The sequence below is a fragment of the Bacillus sp. DNRA2 genome, from assembly GCF_012843265.1.
Taxonomy (GTDB): Bacteria; Bacillota; Bacilli; order Bacillales; family Cytobacillaceae; genus Bacillus_BU.
Window position 1 is genome coordinate 1 of sequence record NZ_JABAIT010000001.1, and the last position, 20,738, is coordinate 20,738.

Genomic DNA, 20,738 nt, shown 5'->3' on the forward strand with positions numbered 1-20,738 from the left:
TCACACTATTTCTTCTCTTACTCATAGTGGACTCCTCCTCTTAACTAAATTGTACTCCTACTAAATTTAGGTGTCCAAATCAGTTAAGGGGCTAAAATGTTTGGATACCATAACCGGAAAAATTCCGCTTATTCTAAGGGAAATATGGGTATTTCCCAATTTAAGCGGAAATTCTCCGGTTATTTTCTAACGAAGTGAAATCAACATTCAGTTATAAAAGAGTTTTTCGTAAAAATAGTAAATGCTATTAATATCAATATAATGAATTTGAGAATCATTTTCAATTATACCATTAATTTATCATACTTTTATGATATTGAAAATCATTTTCAATTAGATGTTGACAGTCGACGCCCTCTCATTTTATGATTAACCCGTAAATGAAAATGATTATCAATTACCAAATTACCAAAAGTCAAGGAGGCTTCATATTAACAATGAAACCAGTAAAAATGTTCATGACTATTTTCTCTGTTGTAGCATTATTCTTTTTAGCAGCTTGCGGAGGGGCAGAAGATAAAACTTCTGAAAAACAAGAAACAAAAAAGAGCGAGGAAAAATCCTATACCGTTGAACATGCGATGGGTACAACTACGATCAAGGGTACTCCGCAAAAAGTTGTGATTTTATCAAATGAGGGTACAGAGGCGTTACTTGCATTAGGGGTAAAACCGGTTGGTGCAGTTCAATCATGGCTCGGTGATCCATGGTATGACCATATTAAAAATGATATGAAGGGCGTTGAAGTAGTAGGTGTCGAGAGTGAAGTAAACGTCGAGAAAATCGCTGCTTTAAAACCTGACCTCATTATTGGAAACAAACTGCGCCAGGAAGCGATTTATGAGCAACTTAGCGCAATTGCCCCTACTGTTTTTTCTGAAACATTAAGAGGAGATTGGAAAGACAATTTTTCATTATATGCAAAAGCATTAAATCTTGAGGAACAAGGAAAAGAAGTTCTAGCCGCTTACGATAAAAAAGTGGCTGATTTGAAAGAAAACCTTGGTGATAAAGCAAATAAAGAAGTTTCAGTTGTTCGCTTTATGGCTGGGAAATCTCGTATTTACTACACAGATTCATTTTCTGGTGTCATTTTCAATGAGATTGGATTTAAACGGGCTGCTGACCAAGCAGAACTATTCACTCCAGATAATAAATTGGGTAATCTTGCAATAGAAGTCGGTAAGGAAGTCATTCCTAAAATGGACGCTGACTATCTCTTCTACTTCACATATGCTCCGAACGGTGACCAACAAGCGTTGAACACTGCAGAAGAGTGGACAAATGACCCACTTTGGAAAAACTTAAATGCAGTTAAAAGTGGTAACGCCTATGAGGTAAGCGACGCGATTTGGAACACTGCCGGTGGCGTGCTCGCGGCAAACCTAATGTTAGATGACCTTGAAGAAATACTATTAAAGAAATAATTGCCCATAATTAGCATACAAACAAAGAAACGAGGTAGACCATGCATATCAGTCTACCTCGTTTTTGTTTTTTGATATTTATTTTTTTATAAAAACATTATTCTCGATTATTTACGATCTCGCTGTCTTATCCATGTAATTACTGATAAAAAGATGGATAATAGAACCATAAACACCGGCATTGCAATTGGTTTTTTAATCATATGTTCCGATACCCACGGTAACAGCCATATATTAATCATAAATTAGCTCCCTAATATTTCTTGAAAAATTCCCCTGTTATGACTATTCTCCAACTTCTCCCAAATTAAACGCGCTGCTAGCACACTAACAGGCTATACCAGCAGTTCAAGCTCAAGTACATTTAGCCTAAGATAAGTGCTGTGTGATTCAACTACAACCAGAACAAAAGAAAGGAAGCAGAGAGGAGTCCTCTGCTTCCTATTTGATTTGAATGAGTACATATAGTAGTGCATTGTTGTTTTGATTGTCGATATATACATTTTGGATGATAATGGCTATTTTTGCTTTTTCATTTTCTTTGATGGTTGTGGCTTGTTCGGCTGAAACAATTCCAGGATTTTTTTGGAAATTGCCGTACTTATCATAGATTTCTTTTGTGTTAAAACTGATTAGCTCCTCGGACTCATTTTCATCGATTAATTTAAGGATGATATCGTCTTTGTTAAAGTCCTTTAACAGAGTATAGTTCTTTTCAGCTTTGTTGATCTCACAAATCTTATCATCACTATTTTTTTCATTTAAAAATATATCGAATTGCACAAAGGCATCGTAGTCTTTTGTATAGATTGGTGTGGATGGCTCGAGGCTCAGGGAAACCGGGCCTGTTGATTTAACCTGCTTATAATTCTCTTCAAATCCAAAAGTATCTTTAAAATCGCTGTAATTATCTAGCTCCTCGGGTAACCATTCAATCTTATCTGTGTATTCCATCATCCTTAAATAATTTACAGTACTCGTAATCGTTTGTTTATCCTTATCCGGGATTGTTCCATTCGGCTTAATGTTGCCATTTTCAAGCATATTATTCTTCTCCAACACTTCTTGGAGCGTATCAGTCTGGCTATTTCGGCTAATCGTGAATGCATCTAAAGGCGGTATAATCGATACGGCCGCAAAAACAATTAAGAGAGATGCGATCACACCGTTTTTTTTGACCGGTAAAAAGCTTAATAAAACCCCTGATACAGCTGCGAAAAGGCCAAACAATATCACGTAATAACGGGTATGAGTAACGCCTGTGTCTGCCAAGCTTATGATTGATGCAATAATTTGAAAAATAACGATTGGCACTAACACTTTTGGAAAAATCATTCTGAAGAGGGCTGTAAATTTATTCTCGATTTCACTTGCTAATATATACACTAACAAAACCGTAATGGAGTATGAAACCAGCATCGGCTCTAATAAATTATCTGTCCAAAATTCACCGCTGATATTTTGAATAATGTAGATGACCAAAATTAATGTAAATACTGCGATTAGTGGAGTCACAATATAAGATATAAGAATTTCCAAAAACCTTGGACAATGGGCCGCCCTCTCGATTATTTCTTTTTTACTGTCTACCAGTTCCGCCGCTTTATTTTGTTCTGCTGTTCCGAAATAGACTGGGATGAGGGAAAGAAAATACATAGGGGTAAACAATATAAAAACAATGTTTGCTGTTTGCTGATAGGCTGTGTCATTAATTACAAAAATCAAGATGTGTATGGCCTGAAGAATCAGGGAGATTCCAGCGAAAATAACACCAGCAAAGAAGCCGGAGATAAATAATGATTTGAATGCGATCATAAAGCTTTGATTGAAATTTATTTTGCTTTTTATGACAGGAATCCAAATGAAGGCAATTAGTAAGGCAAATAACGCAACTGCGGTCCTTATTTCGATTTCCATGCTTAATCTAGGTGCAGGTCTAATCAGAAGATAGTATCCGGCTGTTAACAATGCTGCCCCGCACATTAACATAAGCCGAGACGAAATTTTTGTGAAAAATCGCTCATAGACTACCTGGAAAACTGCGCTGAGAAACGCACCAACTAAGAAGGTTAAAAGGTATTTTGATAAAATGCTCTTTCCTGCTTGAATATCATAAGCATTCATTGTAACTGCTGCCAAAAGAAACAAAGTTGTTAAGGGGAAACGGGTAATCGCGTCAGTTACACTCTTGAGCCGGTTTTTTAGACTTTTTATCCATTTCATCGTCTTCAATCCTCCCATTCCATTGCGGGACAATTTTTAAGAAACTTGATGAATAATAAACTTCTACCCTTCTATATTCATTATAAACCTAAATGACAGGTTGGGAAATGTTGAGGAACTGCGTGAGAATATGAAATAATGGCGTGCTGCACGATTTTTCCAAGACAACAATAATATAATAAAAAACAATAATGTTTTATTGTAAAACGATAATAAATGTGATAAAGTCAATGTGAAAATATTTATGTGAGGTGCTTTAGTGTGAAACAAGGTTCAACGCTATTTTTAAAGACAGTCATTTATATAATTGGAATTGCTGTTCTTGCCTTGTGTATATTTGGGTTGCCTGAGTTAGCTGCAAAAGATGCCGCCGCACATCCAGAGACTGCCTATTTACAGTATCCGTTTTTGATCGGAGCATATATACTTGTAACACCATTTTTTGTTGCCTTGTATCAAGCATTAAAACTGTTAAGCTATATTGGTCAAAACAAAGCCTTTACGGAATTATCAGTTAAAGCTTTGATATATATCAAACGCTGTGCCATCACAATCAGCACCATCATAATTGCAGGACTCATTACTGTAATAGTTTTGTTTGGAGGTAAGGGTGAAGACATAACGGGTTTAATTAGTTTGGGACTAATCCTTACCTTCGCGTCAATGGTGATTACAGTCTTTGCCGCTGTCCTTCAAAAACTTTTTCAAGAAGCGATAGAGATGAAATCAGAGAACGATTTAATTGTCTAGGGGAGAGAAGCCTGGGTTCAAACATCCGAAATAACACTCTGATGTTTTTGGCATGATAAATACGGTGATAATTTTAAAAAACGAGGAGGGATTATTGTTCTTTCTCGTTTTTTCTTTTATGTGAATTTGAATATGTTTTTTATGATTGAGGAATATTACTTGTTGTTACAATTATAATCTTGGTGTCCATAATGGAGAAAATTAAAGGAGGGGTTCGGACCTCATGAAGTATTCTAGAACATTATTGTTAATCATGATGATACTCCCCTGGTTTTCGATTCCATTGATGGGGAAAAGAGCATTTAATCAATATTTATCAACTGGATTATTGATGGCTATTCTAGTCAGAATTACGAATGCGATTGCTAAAAAACGAAAATGGTGGTGGTGGTACGAAACCATCTTTCCCAAGTTATCAGGATCCATTCCCTTTATACTTGGACCGTTTTTAGTTGGCTCGTTGTGGATATTGAAATGGTCGTATGGGAGGCTTTTTAAATTTGTCATTGTGAATTTAATCTATGACGGATTGTTTACTTATGTTGTGGTTCCTCTCTTAACCAAGTTCGGAATTGCATCTTTAGTACGAATGAAAAAATTACAATTAATGTATGTTTTTGCTGTTCTTGCTTCGATATTATATATTTTTCAATTGATTAAAGAATTGATTCAGCATAATCATAATGACTGCAGTAAAGAAATGGTACGTTGTAATGAAGAACTCTGTGAAAGTTAAGAAGGAGAGGATGCAAAATTTGCAGCTCTCCTTTTTATTATTGGTGCTAGTGGTTATTTTGAGTTGAGTATGACTATGACTTCAAACAATAAATGGTCTCAGATTCATTTCCGAATTCCACGGAACGGCCCGTATCTGTAAAACCAAGACTAGTATATAAATTTTTCGCTTTCTCATTGGTTGGGACAAAGCTTGTATATATCGCTTCACGATGGGATTTTCTTACTTCTTCAATAATTTTAAGCAAAGCCAGACGCCCGTAGCCATTACCTTGGAACTTGTAATCGATCATCAATCTGGAAATGAAGAAAATGTTTAAAATAGGGGATAGCCCGTACATGGCAAATCCAATGATTTCATCTTCCTCATTATATATGGCTTTTGTTTCCCATTCAGGCTCTACTTTTGACTGAGCAATAGAAAAAGCGTTTGAAGCAACATTTTCTTCAAATAGTGTATGTTGGTTAGATTGCTCGGATTTTAGCAGAATGCACTGATAAAAATTCCTGCTATCAATTTCCTTTAAGTTTATCCATCTCATGGAGCTGTCCCCTTTATCATTTTCATAATTTTTAATTATATCAGAAATTGGGGAGAGTTATAAGATGTGGCTTCATACAGATTTGGCCACATTTCTACGTGTTATGAAAATCATCGTTCATCTAAGTTTAGTATAAAATTATCTTTTTCCACACATGATATGTTTAAACATTGTAGCGATTGGGAGTAGAACATGAAAGAACAAAACATGCCACTAACCACACCTGAGATTGCAGCATTATGGAATTCATACATGCAGAGTAGTGCAACCATTTGTATGTACAAGCCATTTCAGATTCATCTAACAGATTTAGAAATTAAACCTCATATGGAAGAAGCTATGATGCTGCAACAAGAGACTATTAGAAAAATAGAAGCAATCCTTATTAGGGAAAATTTTCCAATCCCAAAAGGTTTTTCGGAAAATGATGTTGATTTGACCGTTCCGCCACTTTTTTCCGACTTATTTGCTCTAAGCATTATTTATCGAGTTGGGCAGATGAGTGTTCCAAGTTATGGTACTATTCTTACAAAAGTTGCAAGAACCGATGTAGTCCAATTTTTTGATGAAAGTCTCAAAGCTTCTACTGAGCTATATAAAAAATCCTTAGCGTTAATGCTCGCTAAAGGAATTTATGATCGTCCTCCAAAAATTCCATATCCAAACAAAGTAGAATATATAAAAAGCCAAAAAACTTTTTTAAATGTATACATCAGCGAAAAACCTCCACTTAACGCATCAGAATTAGGAGAGATCTTTTATGCGATTGAAAGAAATTACATCGGAATTATACTTTTGATGGGGCTCGTTCAGGTGGTGAGGGATAAGGAAGTTAAAGAGTATCTCATTAAAGGGAAAAAGTTGTCCGAAAAACAAGTCGATATTTTTAACAAGTTTCTAAAGGATGATGAGCAGCTTGGTAACATTCCTGTCAGTATCGAAGTTACAGACTCAACCATTTCCCCATATTCCGATCGATTGATTCTCTTCCTTATTACATCAACTACTGTAACAGGGGTTAATTTGCTGACTAACACCATGGTTACTTCATTAAGGAAAGATTTAGTTTCGCAGTGTGCGTTACTCATATTAGAAATATTAAAATATGGCAATGAAGGTTTAGACATTATGATCAACCGCGGATGGATGGAACAACCCCCCCAACCAATAAACAGAAGTAACCTGTACAAATAAGGTGCCTGTCACGCCCCGAATTTTGTCGAACGGTTGGGGTGTTTTTTCGTTTATCTGAAGTTTTTGATTTGCAAATAATTGGTGGGAGTGTGGAAATACTGATTATAAAGGAGTGGATTTAGATGGGTAATTTTCACAAATATGTGCCTATTATGGATTTGACTGCGACCGAGGTATCTAATCTTTGGTCTTCCTATATGATGAGCAGCATGGTACAAAGATTTTGTGAATATTTCATTTCAAGTACAGAAGACCGTATGATAAAACAAATGATTGAAAAGATGTTACATCAAACTCAAAAGAATATAAGTGAACTAAAGGAGATTTTTGATAAAGAGAATCTTACTGTCCCTTTGGGCTTTACCGATCAAGATGTTAAGGTGGAGGCATTCAAAGTTTTTTCTGACACTTATATTTTGTATATTTACTTTGATTTAACCCACCTCACTATGAGTACATATCCAACCGCATTATCAGACAGCACGAGGGACGATGTGAGGAATCATTTTCAAGAAACCCTAACATTTTTTATGAAAATCCAGAATGAAATTGTAGACTTAATGTTAACGAAAGGAATATATTTGAGACCACCACAAGTAGCGATAGATAGTGATGTGGAAATTGTAAACAATTTTATGTATCTTAATGGCTTTTTTGGAGGTTCACGACCTTTAAATGTTGCTGAGATTGCCAATTTGTCTAAGATTATCCATAGGGCACAGTTTTCAAAAATGGTCTTTGTTACTTTTAGTAAATTTGCACTAACAAAAGAGTTGAAACAACATTTTGGTAAAGGGAGAGATGGAATCGAAAAAGTGTTAATTTCACTTCAAGAAGTTCTTGAGAAAGAAAATATTCCGATTTCGGCCTCAGGGGATTATCAAATCACCGAGGTAGAGGTGCCCCCATTTTCCGATAAATTAATGTTGTTTTTTGTGAATACATGCCTCGGAATCTTTTGTTTTACGATGATTAATCAGGCGATGACTTCCAGTTTAAGAACAGATATTGTCTATAAATTAAGCAAAATATCAGACGATATGAGAAAGTATTACGAGCAGGGATTACTCCTAGCGATAAAAGAAAAATGGTTTGAACAACCCCCGCAATCAATCGACCGAAAAGTTTAATAAGGTGAGTTTAAAATTCTTTCGAGGTGCCTTTGAGGTGCTTTCAAGGTACCTGTCACGCCCCGAATTTTGTCGAAAAGAGTCTGTCTTTTGTTTCATTGTTGAGACATGAGATGGACTTTTTTTATGCTGTATTTTTCCTGTCGTTGGCTGCTTGAATTTATTTTTGCTTAGATAATTGCCCGTAAAAATGGAAGAAATACTCACCGGAAATTGAAAAGAAGACCATGCAAAATTTGCAGATCTCCTTCTTGATTTTCGGCTGAATGAAATTTGTTTACGACAAACAATGAAAAAGGGGTGATAGCAGTAGGTGGCTCCCTCAATTTAAGTTGAAATTTGTTTACTGGGCTTTAGTAGTTGATAGTAAAGACCAGTTGTTGTTTGGACAATTAGAAAAACGACGATTGAATAATAAATCTTGTATCCGTGTTGGTAGTGGGTAACACCCATCCATCCCGAAACCTTTTCCATCATTAATCCGATTATTGTCCAACCAAGGATATAGAAAATAAATCGCTTTTGATTAATCCGGAATTTCTCATAAAAATAAATAAAAAAATATCCAAAGGTTGCAAATAAAAAGTAGGTGAGAAGGTCAGTTAGTTCATAGCGATTTGAATCATTTACTCTATAGAAGTCAAGTAGTCCTCCACCAATCGTAAAGTCAAATAATGTTGAGTTGGCAAATCCCCAAACCAAAAACAAAATGGTAATATCTCTGGGGAGAATTTTTGGAAAAAGAAAAATTGCGGCATAGCTTAGCGCCAGCATCACAAGAATATAGATTTCGTTTTTATCAAACTGTTCCCATAGAATCATGTATATTTAACCGCGCTTTCTGATACTTTTTTTATTAGCTTGAGACTAGAAACGGCCAAGAGATGTAGTAGTAAGATATAAACTGCATCATAAGTGTGATTCCATCTTCTGTATTCTAAAATATTAAAAAAGGTGGAAAGATAAGTTACTCCTATCATTATTCCAATCGAAGCGGCAGTTATAAGAATGATTGTTGGACGTTTATGAACCTTTTGAAGGAAATTCAAATATATAATCAAGAGCATAGGCAGTAAAACACTGCGTACTAATAGATAGGCTGTATATTTCATTCCGTTTTTGGTTAATTCCATGAAATGATATTCTTCGATGAAAATCCATGAGAAGTTAATACTAAAAATCATAATGACTAAGTACACAAAGGTGTTTTCAATGAGAGAAAGCTGTTTCGGTAGGACAACAAAAAGTGCAGTTGCCAGCCATGTAAGAAAACAGAAAGTAGCAAAGCCCAAATAACATCACCCTAGATCAAAATATTCTCACCGCTAAAATCAAACCAACAAATAACACGAACAATAACCATATTATTAACACAAAACAACAAAACTAAACTAAAGGTACCTGTCACGCCCCGAATTTTGTCGAATGGGTTGTTCTATAATAGTTTTGGAAAGCAACAAACTATTATAATTGTTAACAATATTTCATTTTTTCGGTATAATTCATATGGTAAAATTTACTTTATAATGGGAGTCGGAATGATTCGGAATGAGGATGCTATTATGGAGTACACAGGCAGGGTGTTTACCACTATATTTGTGATTGTTCTTTGTATAGTAATGTGGTCTATCGATGGGCTGACACTCAATTATTTTCATTTATTAGCTTTGAGTTTCTTTTCTGGAATCGCTTGGTGGATGGGAAGTCAATATGACAAAGCAAAATACAATTCCGAAAAGGATGAACTAACGAATCTATATAATAGAAGATTTGTCCAGATGATCGCTCCGAATTTAATAGCATTGGCGCGCCGGAAAAATAAAAAAATTTGTATCTCCTTTGTAGATGTTGATAATTTTAAACCCATAAATGATATGTATGGTCACGAGATTGGCGATAAAATCTTGCATGATATTGCTGCCGCCATTCTAAAGGTAACGAGAGAAAATGATATTGTCGCTCGTTGGGGTGGAGATGAAATCCTTGTCATCTCACCATTAGTAAAAACTAAAAACCCTGAGCTTTTAATACGACGTATCGAGGAAGAGTTAAATGAAGTTTCACGGCTTAACAACATCATTGTTTCTGTATCGATTGGAACAGCGATTTTTCCTGATGATGGAATGGTTTTAAGTGAACTGATTAAAGAAGCAGACCGGAAAATGTATTTATTTAAGGCAGCAAAGAAAACTACTTATGCAAAAAAAGTTAATTGAACCATTCTCCTATCGGGAAGGTTCGATTAACTTTTTTTGTTTCTATTATGAAAAAAATGAACAACAGCACAAATTGCGAAGGACACAAATTGTCAAAATTTAGACAAAAAATGGGTGCCAAAAAAGGCACCTTTTTTTATCCATTTAGTAGGCCGCCGAATCGTCTTTGGCGCCGCTGGTAGTCTTCAAGGGAGCGGAGAAATTCTTGCTCGGAGAAATCCGGCCATAGTACGTCGGTAAACCAGAATTCTGTGTATGCTAACTGCCAGAGCAGGAAGTTGCTCAGGCGTTCTTCGCCGCCGGTGCGAATGAGCAGATCAGGGTCTGGCGTGCCTGCCGTATACAGATATTCTGAGAACTGCTGTTCATCTACATCTTCAAGGGACAAATTCCCCGCTTCAATATCAGCAGACATTTTTTTGATGGCATTCAGCATCTCGAGCCGGCTACCGTAGTTAAAGGCGAAGTTGAGCTGAAGGCCATCATTGTCACGAGTCCGCTCGATAGCAAACCTTAACGCTTCCTGTGTATGGGCCGGAAGACTTTCAATATCGCCGATTGTCTGAATGCGGACATTATTAGCGATAAGGTCTGGCAGATAGATATGAAGAAACTCCTTGGGAAGTTTCAAGATAAAATCCACCTCGGGTTTTGGACGTTTCCAGTTTTCCGTGGAAAACGCATATAGTGTTAGAATCTTCACCTGGCACTTGGCGGCAGTCTTCACTACTTTTAAAACAGTCGATAATCCTTCTTTATGGCCAGCAATTCTAGGCATACCTCGCTTTTTCGCCCAACGTCCGTTACCGTCCATAATAATGGCGACATGGTTAGGTATACTATCTTGCGGATATTGTATGTGATCTTGATCTTTCACTTGTTTATTTTTAAAAAAAGGAATTTTCATTGACATTGTATATCCCCCGAAATATGGTGGATTTCCCCAAAATGTAAGGCAGTGGGGGGGAGATCCACCTTAGTTCATTTTCATTACTTGCTGTCTTCGTCGCTTCTATATTCTAAAATATCTCCTGGTTGGCAATCCAAAGCCTTGCAAATTGCCTCTAAAGTTGAAAAACGTACCGCTTTTGCTTTTCCATTTTTTAAAATAGAAAGGTTTGCCATCGTAATTCCAACTCGCTCCGAAAGCTCTGTGACGCTCATTTTTCGTTTAGCCAACATTACGTCTATATTGATAATTATCGCCATTGTATTCACCTCAGACTGTTAAATCATTTTCAGATTTTATATTGATCGCTTCTTGTAATAGTCTTTGGAGAACAGCGGCAAAGACGGCGACCACCATTGAAGCCCCAATGATGACCATTCCGATTAGGATGATACCCGGTGCGTCATCCCACTCCGCAATGATATAGAGTAATGGTAGGGCAACCGCGTAAAAGCTACTGATGGTGATGGCGCATTTTTTAATTTTCTTAAGAGCTATTACAGATAGTTGAGAGAAAGCTTGGTTCTTGTCTATATAACTTAACAGTCTTAATGCTTGGTACAGTGCAAAGTAAAACGGGATTGCTGAAGCATACATAATAAATAAAAGGCCGTATACCACATAGGCTAGCTCTGAACCTTTTGATGCGTGTCCGATTGCATCGCTTGCAATATTAGGTAGGTAAAATATGCACAAACCGAGAACTGGGAGGCCTATTAAGATCACAGCAGCCCTTAGAAAGTTTGTTGAACCTCGTTTCATAAAAAAGCACCTCACAAGATATTTTCGATTTGATTTTAACATGTGATTTATCGTTTTTCAATAAAATTTTATCATTTTTATCGTCGGGTGCTCCCTGTGGTGCTCACCGCGGTGCCATTTTGGTGCCTGTCACGCCCCGAAGTTTGTCGAATTTTCGAGGTGGTTGTCACGCTCAAAAGTGCAAAAAAAAGAAACGGTACTTTTTGATAGAAGTCCCGTTTCCTAGCTTTTGCCACTAACCGATAAGACTCGGTAAAATTGATAATGCAACACTTATTGATACACCTATTATACATACTACAATGAATGTGATTTTCTTTTTTAGCTGCTTGTTTCTTGCTGCTTCTTCATAAGTTGGGAAATTCATTATACTGCTCCTATAAATTAAACTTTAGTCTATCTTATCGGAATCGTTTTTATAATTCTGTTAAATACTTCACTTCGTTACGCATTTTTTAAAAAATTCTAAGTGGTCGCATTCATTCAATATAACAAGTAGGCTTTCGACCTTGACCGACCATGTTTCCCCATAAATTCCACATACCTTTGTCACGAAACGCTCAAATGAAGACGCGGAAGTTTCTCTATTTTTTCTATAAAATAAATATTGACAGTATTTGTGATTAATTTCACAAAAAACGTAATCGGGGAGGCCTACATATGGATTACCAAAACGTATTCAAAGAAGGCAAAATCGGCAAGGTAACATTGAAAAACAGAATCGTTATGCCACCAATGGGAACGAATCTGGCAGGTTCTGAAGGAGAGGTTACTGATCAACTTGTTGCTTACTATGAAGAAAGAGCAAAAGGTGGAACAGGGTTAATTATTGTTGAATTTACTTGTATCGATTATGAATACGGGAAAGGTTTTATTAGGCAATTAAGGCTCGATGACGACCGCTTCATCCCAGGGATTCAACGTCTAGCCAATACTATCCAGAAACATGGAGCAAAGGTTTTTGTCCAAATCCATCACGGAGGCCGACAATCTAGCTCCGCGTTAATCAATGGGAAACAAATCGTTGCGCCTAGTAACATTGCATCAGCAGCAGTAGGTGAGGAACCTCGGGAATTAACAACAGCGGAAGTAAAAGAACTGGTTGGTAAGTTTGTGCAAACCGCCGTAAGATGTAAGCAGGCTGGCGTTGACGGCGTTGAAGTTCACGGTGCCCATGGCTATTTAATTAACCAGTTCTTAAGCCCTCAAGCAAATGTTCGGACCGATGAATACGGGGGAAGCTTTGAGAATCGCATGCGATTTATCAAGGAAATCATTGCTGGGATTAGAGAAAAGTGTGGTGCGGATTATCCTGTGACTGTTCGTCTTAGCGTCGATGAGTTTGTCGAAGGCGGCATCGATTTGGAGTTAGGAAAACGGATTTGTCAGTACTTGGAAAAATTAGGCGTGGATGGGCTCCATATTAGTTGCGGAACCTATGAATCTATGGACCGAATTATTGAATCGCCGTTATTTGAACAGGGCTGGCGAGTTTACATGGCCGATGCTATTAAAAAAGAAGTAAAGATTCCTGTTATCACAGTCGGGTCGATTCGTGATCCGCGATTCGTCGAAGGAGTTTTAGCCGAGGGAAAAGCCGACTTTGTTGCGATAGGCCGAGGCTTAATCGCAGAGCCTGAGTGGGTGAATAAAACAATGGCAGGACGCGAAGCGGAAATTAGAAAATGTATTAACTGTCTTCATTGTATCCATTCAGCGATGGGTGGCTCACACATTATGTGTTCTCTCAATGCTCGAGCAGGTCGAGAATTAGAATTTAAGGGGCAAGAACCTATTCCTGCTGGCGAAAAACGACAGGTTGTGATTGTTGGTGGTGGTCCAGGTGGAATGGAAGCAGCTCGAAATCTAGCATTAAAAGGATATACTGTAACTCTTTTTGAAAAAGGACAAAAGCTTGGTGGCCAATTACACCTTGTAACTGACCCGAATTATCGTGAGAAAATGATGTGGCACATTGATTACCTCAGCAATGAAATGAAACGTTTGAACATTGATGTGCGCATGAATACTGAAGCTACCATTGACGGGGTCGTCTCTATGAAACCATATGCGGTTATTCTAGCAACTGGAGGAAGGCCAAAACTTCCAGCCGTGGAGGGTAATGATTTAGGTCATGTCTATACCTATGAAGATATGAAACTTCAGGAAAAAGAGTTTGCGAATAGTAAAGTTACTGTTGTCGGCAGCGGGATGATTTGTCATGGAACGAATCGCCGCCTTGCAGAGGCTGGTAATGATGTTACTTTTGTGGAAATTCCTACAAAAGCAAGCAAGAGAATTGGCCAAGATACGAGATTAAGGCTGTTAAACAAGCTGAAGGAAATCAATGTGAACGTTTTGACGGATCATAGTTTGGAAAAAATACTTCCTGATCGTGTTATCGTAGAGGAACCAGCTACTGGGCAGCACAAGGAATTTGAATCAGAGTATGTCATTGTGGCAATGGGTGTTGAGGCTTATAACCCATTAGAGGAAGCTTTAAGAAATAAGCTGGACAAAGTGTATGTAATCGGAGATGCCGTGGGAGGCTCATCCCTAAGTGAAGCAACGCGACACGGCTTCGAAACCGCCTACGCTCTATAAGTGCCTTTAGGTGCCAGGCACGCCCCGAAGTTTGTCGAATGTTGAGGTGGCTGCCAGGTGCTGAGTCTAACATAAAAATGAAAAAGCTCAATTTGCTGTATTTGGTAAATTGAGCTTTTGATGTTTCAGGCATAAATTTAATTATCTAAATATTATTTTTTTACTTTCTAACAATTTGTTATTTGATATAACTTCACTTCGTAATCACCTGATTCAATTTTTGTCGCATCAAAATTAATAGAAAATCCAGAAGATCCTTCGAATTCCTCTCTTGATTCACAAAAAACTTCCTTGTTGGTCTTGGATTGCACCAGAATAAGTTTAATTGGGACACTCCTTCGCTTTTCTACCATTTCTTTTAGGACAACATTAAAAATAACCTGATTATTTCTATTTAAAGTATTCCTTGAATCAATTATCTGTTGTGTTTCATCATCTATTTCATAACCTACTTGAATTTGATTGATATCTGATGAAGGCCATTTCAAATTTTTGATAACAATAAAAGCTAACAAAACGATTATTACGATAAAAGCCAAAATCAGCGAATTTCTCATTCTTCTTTTCAGATTAAACCCTCCATTTTCCAACAACTGCATGCTCAACAATGGAAATTATCTCATAATTAGCAGACGTTTTGGGCGAAAATGGAAGCTTGGATTTACATTGATTCTTCGACTATAGGAAGACAAGCCATTTTCTTTATAAGCGTCAAATCCTCTTGTTATAAAATGGATCATTTTACCTATTTTGAACATCCAGCATTAGGACAGTACGCACACTTGTCATTACCATCAATTTCATAATAGAAGCAACAGGTGACTCGCTTAAATGATTGAACGGATTCTGGTACAGTTTTGTCACCTAAAAACTTTTTGAATGGTGATTGCTTTTCTATTCCTGCCCACACCTCATCATTTAGGAGGATTGCCAGATCCTTCTCCACTTTGGGTGATATGTCCGATTCTTTTAACAGTTCGGCATACATCCATAACGTATAGCTCCAAATGTTCTCCCACAATACTAATCTCGAAGTTTTTGTTTTTGCGGCAACAGCTAGAAGGAGTGCAGCGCCAAATTTTGCTAAAATCGAGCGGATGCTATCTGCAACTTTATCCTCTTCAACTTTAACCCAATCATTATTTTTCAAGAAAAAGGTCGGAAGCCAATGAGGATTATTCCCGTCATCAATAATGGATATGTCTTGTAGTTCGCCCTGCCAGGCTACACGATGCTTACTTAACATAAACAATTGTGCGGTCATCACAAATGCATATCTCCGAAAAAACATGGAAGCAGCGACGCGATCTCGGTCGTTGCCAATGCTCTCCTTTGCATATTGGAGGAGTGCGTCCAGACTTTCATCGGTAACATCAACGGTTGCTGCAGGAATCTCATCTGACGAAAGTGTTACGAGGTATTTGGCCAGGTCATTTGCTTGTGTTGGAGTTAATTTATTCAACGAAAACAGCCCATTTGTGTATCAAACTCATTATGATTCACCCTCTAATTCAATCTATTAAAAATTCTAATGAAAATGATTATCAATGTCAATACGATAAGGTGCCAGGCACCACCCGAATTTTGTCGGAAGGTCTTGGGTGGTGGGGTGGCTCGTATAATGAATTTAACAGAAGAGTGTTTTTAATAGTTTGTTAAGGAATTCTTCGCTGAATGATAACATCTCCTCTCTATACTGAAGCTGAAGGAATAGATAAACAGCAGGGAGGAGAAATGAAATGAAAATAAGAGTTCTTCCCTTTATCATCACAATTGGGATTCTTGGTGCGGGTTATCTGGGGATACAAAGAACAAATGATTCTTTTAATAATAGTGAAAATAGCAGTGAGATTTTACAAGTAGAAGAAAAGCTATCAAATATGTCCGTAACAAATTCTGTGGTTTCTGAGGAGGATGAAGTCCAAAATCAAGCAAGTGCCGTTTCGCAAAGCGAGAATCAGTCACAGACTGAAGCTACCATTGAGGGGGTTCCGCATATTAAACAAATGCCAGAATTGGCAAGGGGCTGCGAGGTGACAAGTTTGGCGATGCTCTTGCAGTTTGCTGGAGTTTCGGTAGATAAGATAACACTTGCAAAAGAAATTAAAACGGTGCCTTTTCGTGATCAAAACGGGATTCGTAGCAATCCAAATGATGGTTTCGTCGGTGACATATACTCATTTGATAACTCAGGGTATGGCGTATACCACGGTCCTATTGCCGATTTGGCTGAAACCTATCTACCGGGCAGGATAATAGATTTAACTGGCGAAGGAATTGCTGCTGTTTATCAGCAGTTGAACAATGGTGTTCCGGTTTGGGTAGTAACGAATTCAAGATTTGCCTTACTTCCTGAAGATCAATTTTCGATTTGGGATACAAGCTCTGGCGAGGTGCAGATTACTTATCGGGAGCATAGCGTTTTGGTAGTGGGCTATGATGAAAATAACGTTTATATAAATGATCCATTGGCTGACAAGGCCTATACATCTGTTCCGAAAGCCAACTTTGAAGCAGCTTGGGAACAAATGGGGTCCCAAGCCGTTAGCTATGCATAAGGTGAGATTCCACATTTAGGTGCCTGTCACCGCCCGAGTTTTGTCGAATAATTCTCCTTTGTTTTTCAATATAAAAGAGGATAGTGCTAATGTGCACTATCCTCTTCATATGGTTGAACCAAGCTATCTTTGCGCAGTTAGCTTGGCTCTTTTTTTCTTTTTAGCATATATAAAATGTTTACTCGATGTTTTTTGAAAAGTGTATAAACTATTAGGTACATGAACAAGAAGGAGAGTAATGTATTCACGAGTGCTCCCGTGAAAAATAATAAGCCGCCAGAACCGATACCGTGTATTGATAGATGTGAAAAATCGAAATGCGCAGCGCTTTTGAGCTCTGTGATTTCGGTTGAACGGCGAAACAAAAGGCTTCCAATTTTATAGTTTAAGAAAAACAAAAACGGCCAAATCGCTGTTCCGAGTGCTCCTCCCAAAAAAGCGGCAACTAAATTGCCTCTTCCTAATTTAGCAAGTCCAAGTGAAAGGAGTGCACCAACCCCAAAAGTGGGAAACCAATGCGGGATAAATCCTAACGTCAATCCCATTGCAATCGAGTGTGTACCGGCCTTCAAGCGAAACAAACGGAGGAGATAATACTTTACATGGCTCTTCAGTTTCATTTCATCACCTAACATATAACTTTATATTAAGATTGTTCGACTCATCTTATCACAACACTTAGGTGCCTGTCACGCCCCGAATTTTGTCGAATGGGTGGGTGATAGGATTGTGTGTTGGGTGTTTAAATGTGGCGGAGTGGTGAAAATTCGTGGAAAATGGTTGATTTTCACCTAAAAGTGAATTAGGTATGCAGATTTAGGATAGAGATAAATGTGAACTTAGCAAAATTTTTTAGAAATGAGTAAAAACTGTGTGAAAATCAAGTTTAGCTTATGTAGTTACAAAGGAGCTATTAAAATTTTCTCAATTTTGGGAGGGATATGCTCGACTTTCGAAGATTTATGCTCGGCTTTTCAAATTTTATGCTCGACTTCGGAAGATTTATGCTCGACCTCAAATCATCCTCATAAAATTATGCTCACTAGCTTTGGTTTTTGCTTTGCTTTATAACGAAATGCTCGCTTTAATACACATATGCTCGTCTAAAATATGATATGCTCGGTGACCGGCGCCCGGCACCAAAACCAAACCAATAAAAAGAGGATAGCACTATGTGCTACCCTCTCAAATTACAGAGCCAAACTTAAGCAGTCTTTCTTCTTCTAATAAAATAGGTGATTCCGCCTAGGGCGACCATCAGTGAACCAAGCATCGCAGTAGTGTAGTAGTTCGTTGCTGTGTTGGGTAATTCAGTACCGCTAGGTTGTGAAACTGTAGCCGCTCCACTACCACCAACAGCCTGAACAGGTGTGGTTGCAGCCTTCGCCGCTTCGGTTGTAAAGGCGATTTTCGTTTCTTGCCCTGTTTTCACACCACTTTTTGATGTTAAGTCTGAGCTAATGATTAAAGTATAAGCTGTATTAAAATCAAGATCGCTTTTTGGAATGATGATGGCATCATTTCGCTTATCAGGTTCGGTTGCATCATCGGCAAAAATGATGTCGATCGGAATGATTGTGCCAGTTGCGGAAAGTAATGAAAAACTTCCCTTGTTATTTTCACTTACAGCACTGTTTACAATATTTTTATTAAAAGTTAGCTTGATTTGTGGTCTTACAGATACCCCAGTTGTGCCATTTTGAATGGTTGAAGTAAGCAATGCCAACGGCTCCTCGCTGCCGCCACCAGAGCCACTACCGCCACCAGCGCTACTGCTATCATACGTAACCGTCCACACTGTTTTTGCCTCGTTGCCCGCTGCATCAGTAGACGAAATTGTGATTTGATTCGCTCCATTATTCAGCGTGACTTCATAGCTGAACACGCCCGCGTCAATTACAGGTACTACTGTGTCATTAACCTTAACAATACTGCCAGCTTCAGTCGTGCCCGTAACTGTAACTTTCTTTTTCGTAGAAATGCTGTTATTTTGTGGTGCAGTAACGGTTAGTTCTGGTGCAACTGTATCCTCTTTAACGGTGAAGGTGACTGTTTCTTTTTTGCCTAAAGTTGAAGTATTGTTGGCTGCAAGACTAGCTTTAATTGTTAATGTGTAGGTCGCGCCAGCAGTTAAGGCTTGTGTTGGCTTGACAAAAATATTTCTTTTTTCATCAGGATTAGCGCCGTCGCCTTCATCTGGAATTCGGAACACGTCAACCAGTACGGCATTATTGTTCGCATCAGCTAACGAGATCGCTTGGCTATTCGTTCCCCAAACGGTTGAATTGACAACGTTTTTGTTAAACACTAGTTTAATAGTGGGATTAGCACCAATGTTGTTGCTATCCTTAACATCTTCACCTGTGGTCGAGACGTTTTCAGAAATGCTTGTTAAATAGGCTCCGACGAAAGTTACAGGATCGGTACCACCGCCGCTGCCACTCCCGCTCCCGCCGGCTGCATATGATACGAAAACCGTGCTAAATAATAGGACAAGCGTCAGGACGCCAATCGAAAGTCCGTTTAATAGAAATTTGTTCATCTTCATGGTGAAATCTCCTTTTAGACATTATTAGAGTTGACTGGAAAGTCTTTGAAACAAGTAAATCCTTCGAATTCCCACCGACGATAGCGGCAATTGTAACAAGTGGTTTGATTTTCATAAACAATCTCATCTTCGACATCCATTTGGAACACTGTGCAGTTACCTGCCATCCGTGTGGTAACTCCAAAAACCTCAGGATGATCCGGATTGCCGCTGAACCTTTTCTTTCCGTTGACTGATGTAATCATAGCTCCCTCTATTCTAAATTTTGACATGATGAATACGGTCTTTTGCCGACCGAGGTGGCATCTATCTATTCCAATTTTGACATGATTAATACTGTTTTAATGCGCGGCCAGCGCATGGCACCCATTGCATCTCGCCCTCAACAGCAACCGATTCAACAAGCAGCACGGACTGGTGATTGAGGAACACACTTTTTAATTTTTCGCCTAAAGTGATAAGTTCTTCTTCGTGTAAAATAAAGCCGGCTGGAGTTCTGACAAGGTCAATCGCTGTCTCACCCAGAATCTCCGCCACAGTTACAACCTTTTTATCCGAGTGAAGCTTGTGCTGCCCTTTAAAACGGCCATCATTGCCGGTGAGTCGCAAACCAACGCCAGCTAACGCTCCAATCACGCCTTGGCCAGTTCCGCCATGCTCCGATAAATGAAGCGAAAGTGCCTCCGCTAAATCGTAGGCTTCCTGCTTCGTTAACACTTCCTGCTTCGCTCTTAAGCCAAACGCAATAAGTTGTTGCTGTTGGTGCTGCGACAGACGGTCAGGGATGAACACGCACAGTCCTGGGTCGGACCCTTCAGCACTCTCTGTTTCTAAAATTTTAATCGCGGCCTCAATTGTCTCATCGAGGTATTCGCTGTTAATATCAGCAGTAAAACACATCGAACTATTATGGGAAGTATAGGGAACATCAGGATGAACGAGTAATTGGTGCCGGGTGATGGACGAGCAAGTTCCCCAACCAATTGATTCGATTAGCGAAGCAAGATCCTGGGCAATCTCGCCGGTACCTTTGCTATCAATATTGTCTGTATCATCAATACACAAGAAGATTTTCATATAGTCGTAACCCCATCTCTAGT

Annotated in this window: 22 protein-coding genes; 8 read left to right on the forward strand and 14 right to left on the reverse strand. The window is 38.4% G+C overall.

The window, feature by feature from the left end:
• The first annotated feature begins 437 nt into the window (after positions 1-437).
• Positions 438-1,427, forward strand: coding sequence for an ABC transporter substrate-binding protein (locus tag HHO41_RS00005; RefSeq protein ID WP_169094777.1), 990 nt, complete (start codon positions 438-440; stop codon positions 1,425-1,427).
• A gap of 107 nt (positions 1,428-1,534) precedes the next feature.
• Here HHO41_RS00005 and HHO41_RS22530 read toward each other — a convergent pair whose 3' ends face one another.
• Both HHO41_RS22530 and HHO41_RS00010 read right to left on the reverse strand, forming a co-directional pair.
• Positions 1,535-1,669, reverse strand: a complete 135-nt coding sequence (locus tag HHO41_RS22530; RefSeq protein ID WP_282434250.1) for a hypothetical protein — start codon at positions 1,667-1,669, stop codon at positions 1,535-1,537.
• 199 nt (positions 1,670-1,868) lie between these two features.
• Entirely contained in the window at positions 1,869-3,650 is a 1,782-nt protein-coding gene (locus tag HHO41_RS00010) for a DUF4153 domain-containing protein (RefSeq protein WP_169094778.1), read from the reverse strand.
• A 261-nt stretch (positions 3,651-3,911) separates the two neighbouring features.
• Between HHO41_RS00010 and HHO41_RS00015 the strand changes: the two genes are divergently transcribed.
• Together HHO41_RS00015 and HHO41_RS00020 are read left to right on the forward strand one after the other, a co-directional pair.
• Entirely contained in the window at positions 3,912-4,400 is a 489-nt protein-coding gene (locus HHO41_RS00015; protein WP_169094779.1) for a DUF2975 domain-containing protein, read from the forward strand.
• A 223-nt stretch (positions 4,401-4,623) separates the two neighbouring features.
• Entirely contained in the window at positions 4,624-5,136 is a 513-nt protein-coding gene (locus HHO41_RS00020) for a hypothetical protein (protein ID WP_211170984.1), read from the forward strand.
• Positions 5,137-5,209: 73 nt separating this feature from the next.
• Here HHO41_RS00020 and HHO41_RS00025 read toward each other — a convergent pair whose 3' ends face one another.
• Complete coding sequence (locus HHO41_RS00025) at positions 5,210-5,677, reverse strand: GNAT family N-acetyltransferase (protein WP_169094780.1); 468 nt, start codon at positions 5,675-5,677, stop codon at positions 5,210-5,212.
• Positions 5,678-5,869: 192 nt separating this feature from the next.
• On the opposite strand from HHO41_RS00025, the gene HHO41_RS00030 reads away from it, so the two are divergent.
• Positions 5,870-6,871, forward strand: a complete 1,002-nt coding sequence (locus HHO41_RS00030) for a DUF3231 family protein (RefSeq protein WP_169094781.1) — start codon at positions 5,870-5,872, stop codon at positions 6,869-6,871.
• Positions 6,872-6,993: 122 nt separating this feature from the next.
• Positions 6,994-8,001, forward strand: coding sequence for a DUF3231 family protein (locus HHO41_RS00035; RefSeq protein WP_169094782.1), 1,008 nt, complete (start codon positions 6,994-6,996; stop codon positions 7,999-8,001).
• A 327-nt stretch (positions 8,002-8,328) separates the two neighbouring features.
• On the opposite strand, the gene HHO41_RS00040 is transcribed toward HHO41_RS00035, so the two are convergent.
• Positions 8,329-8,823: a hypothetical protein gene (locus tag HHO41_RS00040; protein WP_169094783.1), complete on the reverse strand. Its 495-nt coding sequence runs from the start codon at positions 8,821-8,823 to the stop codon at positions 8,329-8,331.
• Entirely contained in the window at positions 8,820-9,293 is a 474-nt protein-coding gene (locus HHO41_RS00045; RefSeq protein WP_169094784.1) for a hypothetical protein, read from the reverse strand. The genes HHO41_RS00040 and HHO41_RS00045 overlap by 4 nt, the downstream gene beginning before the upstream one ends.
• 246 nt (positions 9,294-9,539) lie before the next feature.
• Here HHO41_RS00045 and HHO41_RS00050 point away from each other — a divergent pair, with 246 nt between their 5' ends.
• Complete coding sequence (locus HHO41_RS00050) at positions 9,540-10,217, forward strand: GGDEF domain-containing protein (protein ID WP_169094785.1); 678 nt, start codon at positions 9,540-9,542, stop codon at positions 10,215-10,217.
• 136 nt (positions 10,218-10,353) lie between these two features.
• On the opposite strand, the gene HHO41_RS00055 is transcribed toward HHO41_RS00050, so the two are convergent.
• The 3 genes from HHO41_RS00055 to HHO41_RS00065 form a co-directional block, all read right to left on the reverse strand.
• A complete protein-coding gene (locus HHO41_RS00055; RefSeq protein WP_169094786.1) occupies positions 10,354-11,130 on the reverse strand; it encodes an isoprenyl transferase in 777 nt (258 codons plus the stop codon).
• Positions 11,131-11,207: 77 nt separating this feature from the next.
• On the reverse strand, positions 11,208-11,426 hold the full coding sequence (locus HHO41_RS00060; RefSeq protein WP_169094787.1) for a helix-turn-helix domain-containing protein: 219 nt from the start codon (positions 11,424-11,426) through the stop codon (positions 11,208-11,210).
• Positions 11,427-11,436: 10 nt separating this feature from the next.
• Complete coding sequence (locus tag HHO41_RS00065; protein WP_169094788.1) at positions 11,437-11,928, reverse strand: DUF2975 domain-containing protein; 492 nt, start codon at positions 11,926-11,928, stop codon at positions 11,437-11,439.
• Between the two features lie 660 nt (positions 11,929-12,588).
• On the opposite strand from HHO41_RS00065, the gene HHO41_RS00070 reads away from it, so the two are divergent.
• Positions 12,589-14,532, forward strand: coding sequence for an oxidoreductase (locus HHO41_RS00070; protein ID WP_169094789.1), 1,944 nt, complete (start codon positions 12,589-12,591; stop codon positions 14,530-14,532).
• Positions 14,533-14,699: 167 nt separating this feature from the next.
• On the opposite strand, the gene HHO41_RS00075 is transcribed toward HHO41_RS00070, so the two are convergent.
• A complete protein-coding gene (locus tag HHO41_RS00075; RefSeq protein ID WP_169094790.1) occupies positions 14,700-15,140 on the reverse strand; it encodes a hypothetical protein in 441 nt (146 codons plus the stop codon).
• A gap of 137 nt (positions 15,141-15,277) precedes the next feature.
• Positions 15,278-15,994: a (2Fe-2S)-binding protein gene (locus tag HHO41_RS00080; protein WP_169094791.1), complete on the reverse strand. Its 717-nt coding sequence runs from the start codon at positions 15,992-15,994 to the stop codon at positions 15,278-15,280.
• Between the two features lie 277 nt (positions 15,995-16,271).
• Here HHO41_RS00080 and HHO41_RS00085 point away from each other — a divergent pair, with 277 nt between their 5' ends.
• Positions 16,272-17,090, forward strand: coding sequence for a C39 family peptidase (locus tag HHO41_RS00085; protein WP_248278306.1), 819 nt, complete (start codon positions 16,272-16,274; stop codon positions 17,088-17,090).
• Positions 17,091-17,227: 137 nt separating this feature from the next.
• On the opposite strand, the gene HHO41_RS00090 is transcribed toward HHO41_RS00085, so the two are convergent.
• The 4 genes from HHO41_RS00090 to HHO41_RS00105 form a co-directional block, all read right to left on the reverse strand.
• Complete coding sequence (locus HHO41_RS00090) at positions 17,228-17,710, reverse strand: DUF2062 domain-containing protein (protein WP_169094792.1); 483 nt, start codon at positions 17,708-17,710, stop codon at positions 17,228-17,230.
• A gap of 584 nt (positions 17,711-18,294) precedes the next feature.
• Positions 18,295-19,638, reverse strand: coding sequence for an Ig-like domain-containing protein (locus HHO41_RS00095; protein WP_169094793.1), 1,344 nt, complete (start codon positions 19,636-19,638; stop codon positions 18,295-18,297).
• A gap of 14 nt (positions 19,639-19,652) precedes the next feature.
• A complete protein-coding gene (locus tag HHO41_RS00100) occupies positions 19,653-19,883 on the reverse strand; it encodes a hypothetical protein (RefSeq protein WP_169094794.1) in 231 nt (76 codons plus the stop codon).
• A gap of 85 nt (positions 19,884-19,968) precedes the next feature.
• Complete coding sequence (locus HHO41_RS00105) at positions 19,969-20,715, reverse strand: hypothetical protein (protein WP_169094795.1); 747 nt, start codon at positions 20,713-20,715, stop codon at positions 19,969-19,971.
• Positions 20,716-20,738 lie beyond the last annotated feature (23 nt).

Excerpts from the sequence above, each read along its gene's own strand:
- HHO41_RS00050 (WP_169094785.1), top strand. The coding sequence starts at position 9,540 with ATGATTCGGAATGAGGATGCTATTATGGAGTACACAGGCAGGGTGTTT.
- HHO41_RS00060 (WP_169094787.1), bottom strand. The coding sequence starts at position 11,426 with ATGGCGATAATTATCAATATAGACGTAATGTTGGCTAAACGAAAAATG.
- HHO41_RS00025 (WP_169094780.1), bottom strand. The coding sequence starts at position 5,677 with ATGAGATGGATAAACTTAAAGGAAATTGATAGCAGGAATTTTTATCAG.
- HHO41_RS00065 (WP_169094788.1), bottom strand. The coding sequence starts at position 11,928 with ATGAAACGAGGTTCAACAAACTTTCTAAGGGCTGCTGTGATCTTAATA.
- HHO41_RS00040 (WP_169094783.1), bottom strand. The coding sequence starts at position 8,823 with ATGATTCTATGGGAACAGTTTGATAAAAACGAAATCTATATTCTTGTG.
- HHO41_RS00005 (WP_169094777.1), top strand. The coding sequence starts at position 438 with ATGAAACCAGTAAAAATGTTCATGACTATTTTCTCTGTTGTAGCATTA.
- HHO41_RS00085 (WP_248278306.1), top strand. The coding sequence starts at position 16,272 with ATGAAAATAAGAGTTCTTCCCTTTATCATCACAATTGGGATTCTTGGT.
- HHO41_RS00035 (WP_169094782.1), top strand. The coding sequence starts at position 6,994 with ATGGGTAATTTTCACAAATATGTGCCTATTATGGATTTGACTGCGACC.
- HHO41_RS00105 (WP_169094795.1), bottom strand. The coding sequence starts at position 20,715 with ATGAAAATCTTCTTGTGTATTGATGATACAGACAATATTGATAGCAAA.
- HHO41_RS00095 (WP_169094793.1), bottom strand. The coding sequence starts at position 19,638 with ATGAAGATGAACAAATTTCTATTAAACGGACTTTCGATTGGCGTCCTG.
- HHO41_RS00030 (WP_169094781.1), top strand. The coding sequence starts at position 5,870 with ATGAAAGAACAAAACATGCCACTAACCACACCTGAGATTGCAGCATTA.
- HHO41_RS00070 (WP_169094789.1), top strand. The coding sequence starts at position 12,589 with ATGGATTACCAAAACGTATTCAAAGAAGGCAAAATCGGCAAGGTAACA.
- HHO41_RS00055 (WP_169094786.1), bottom strand. The coding sequence starts at position 11,130 with ATGTCAATGAAAATTCCTTTTTTTAAAAATAAACAAGTGAAAGATCAA.
- HHO41_RS22530 (WP_282434250.1), bottom strand. The coding sequence starts at position 1,669 with ATGATTAATATATGGCTGTTACCGTGGGTATCGGAACATATGATTAAA.
- HHO41_RS00100 (WP_169094794.1), bottom strand. The coding sequence starts at position 19,883 with ATGATTACATCAGTCAACGGAAAGAAAAGGTTCAGCGGCAATCCGGAT.
- HHO41_RS00020 (WP_211170984.1), top strand. The coding sequence starts at position 4,624 with ATGAAGTATTCTAGAACATTATTGTTAATCATGATGATACTCCCCTGG.
- HHO41_RS00090 (WP_169094792.1), bottom strand. The coding sequence starts at position 17,710 with ATGAAACTGAAGAGCCATGTAAAGTATTATCTCCTCCGTTTGTTTCGC.
- HHO41_RS00010 (WP_169094778.1), bottom strand. The coding sequence starts at position 3,650 with ATGAAATGGATAAAAAGTCTAAAAAACCGGCTCAAGAGTGTAACTGAC.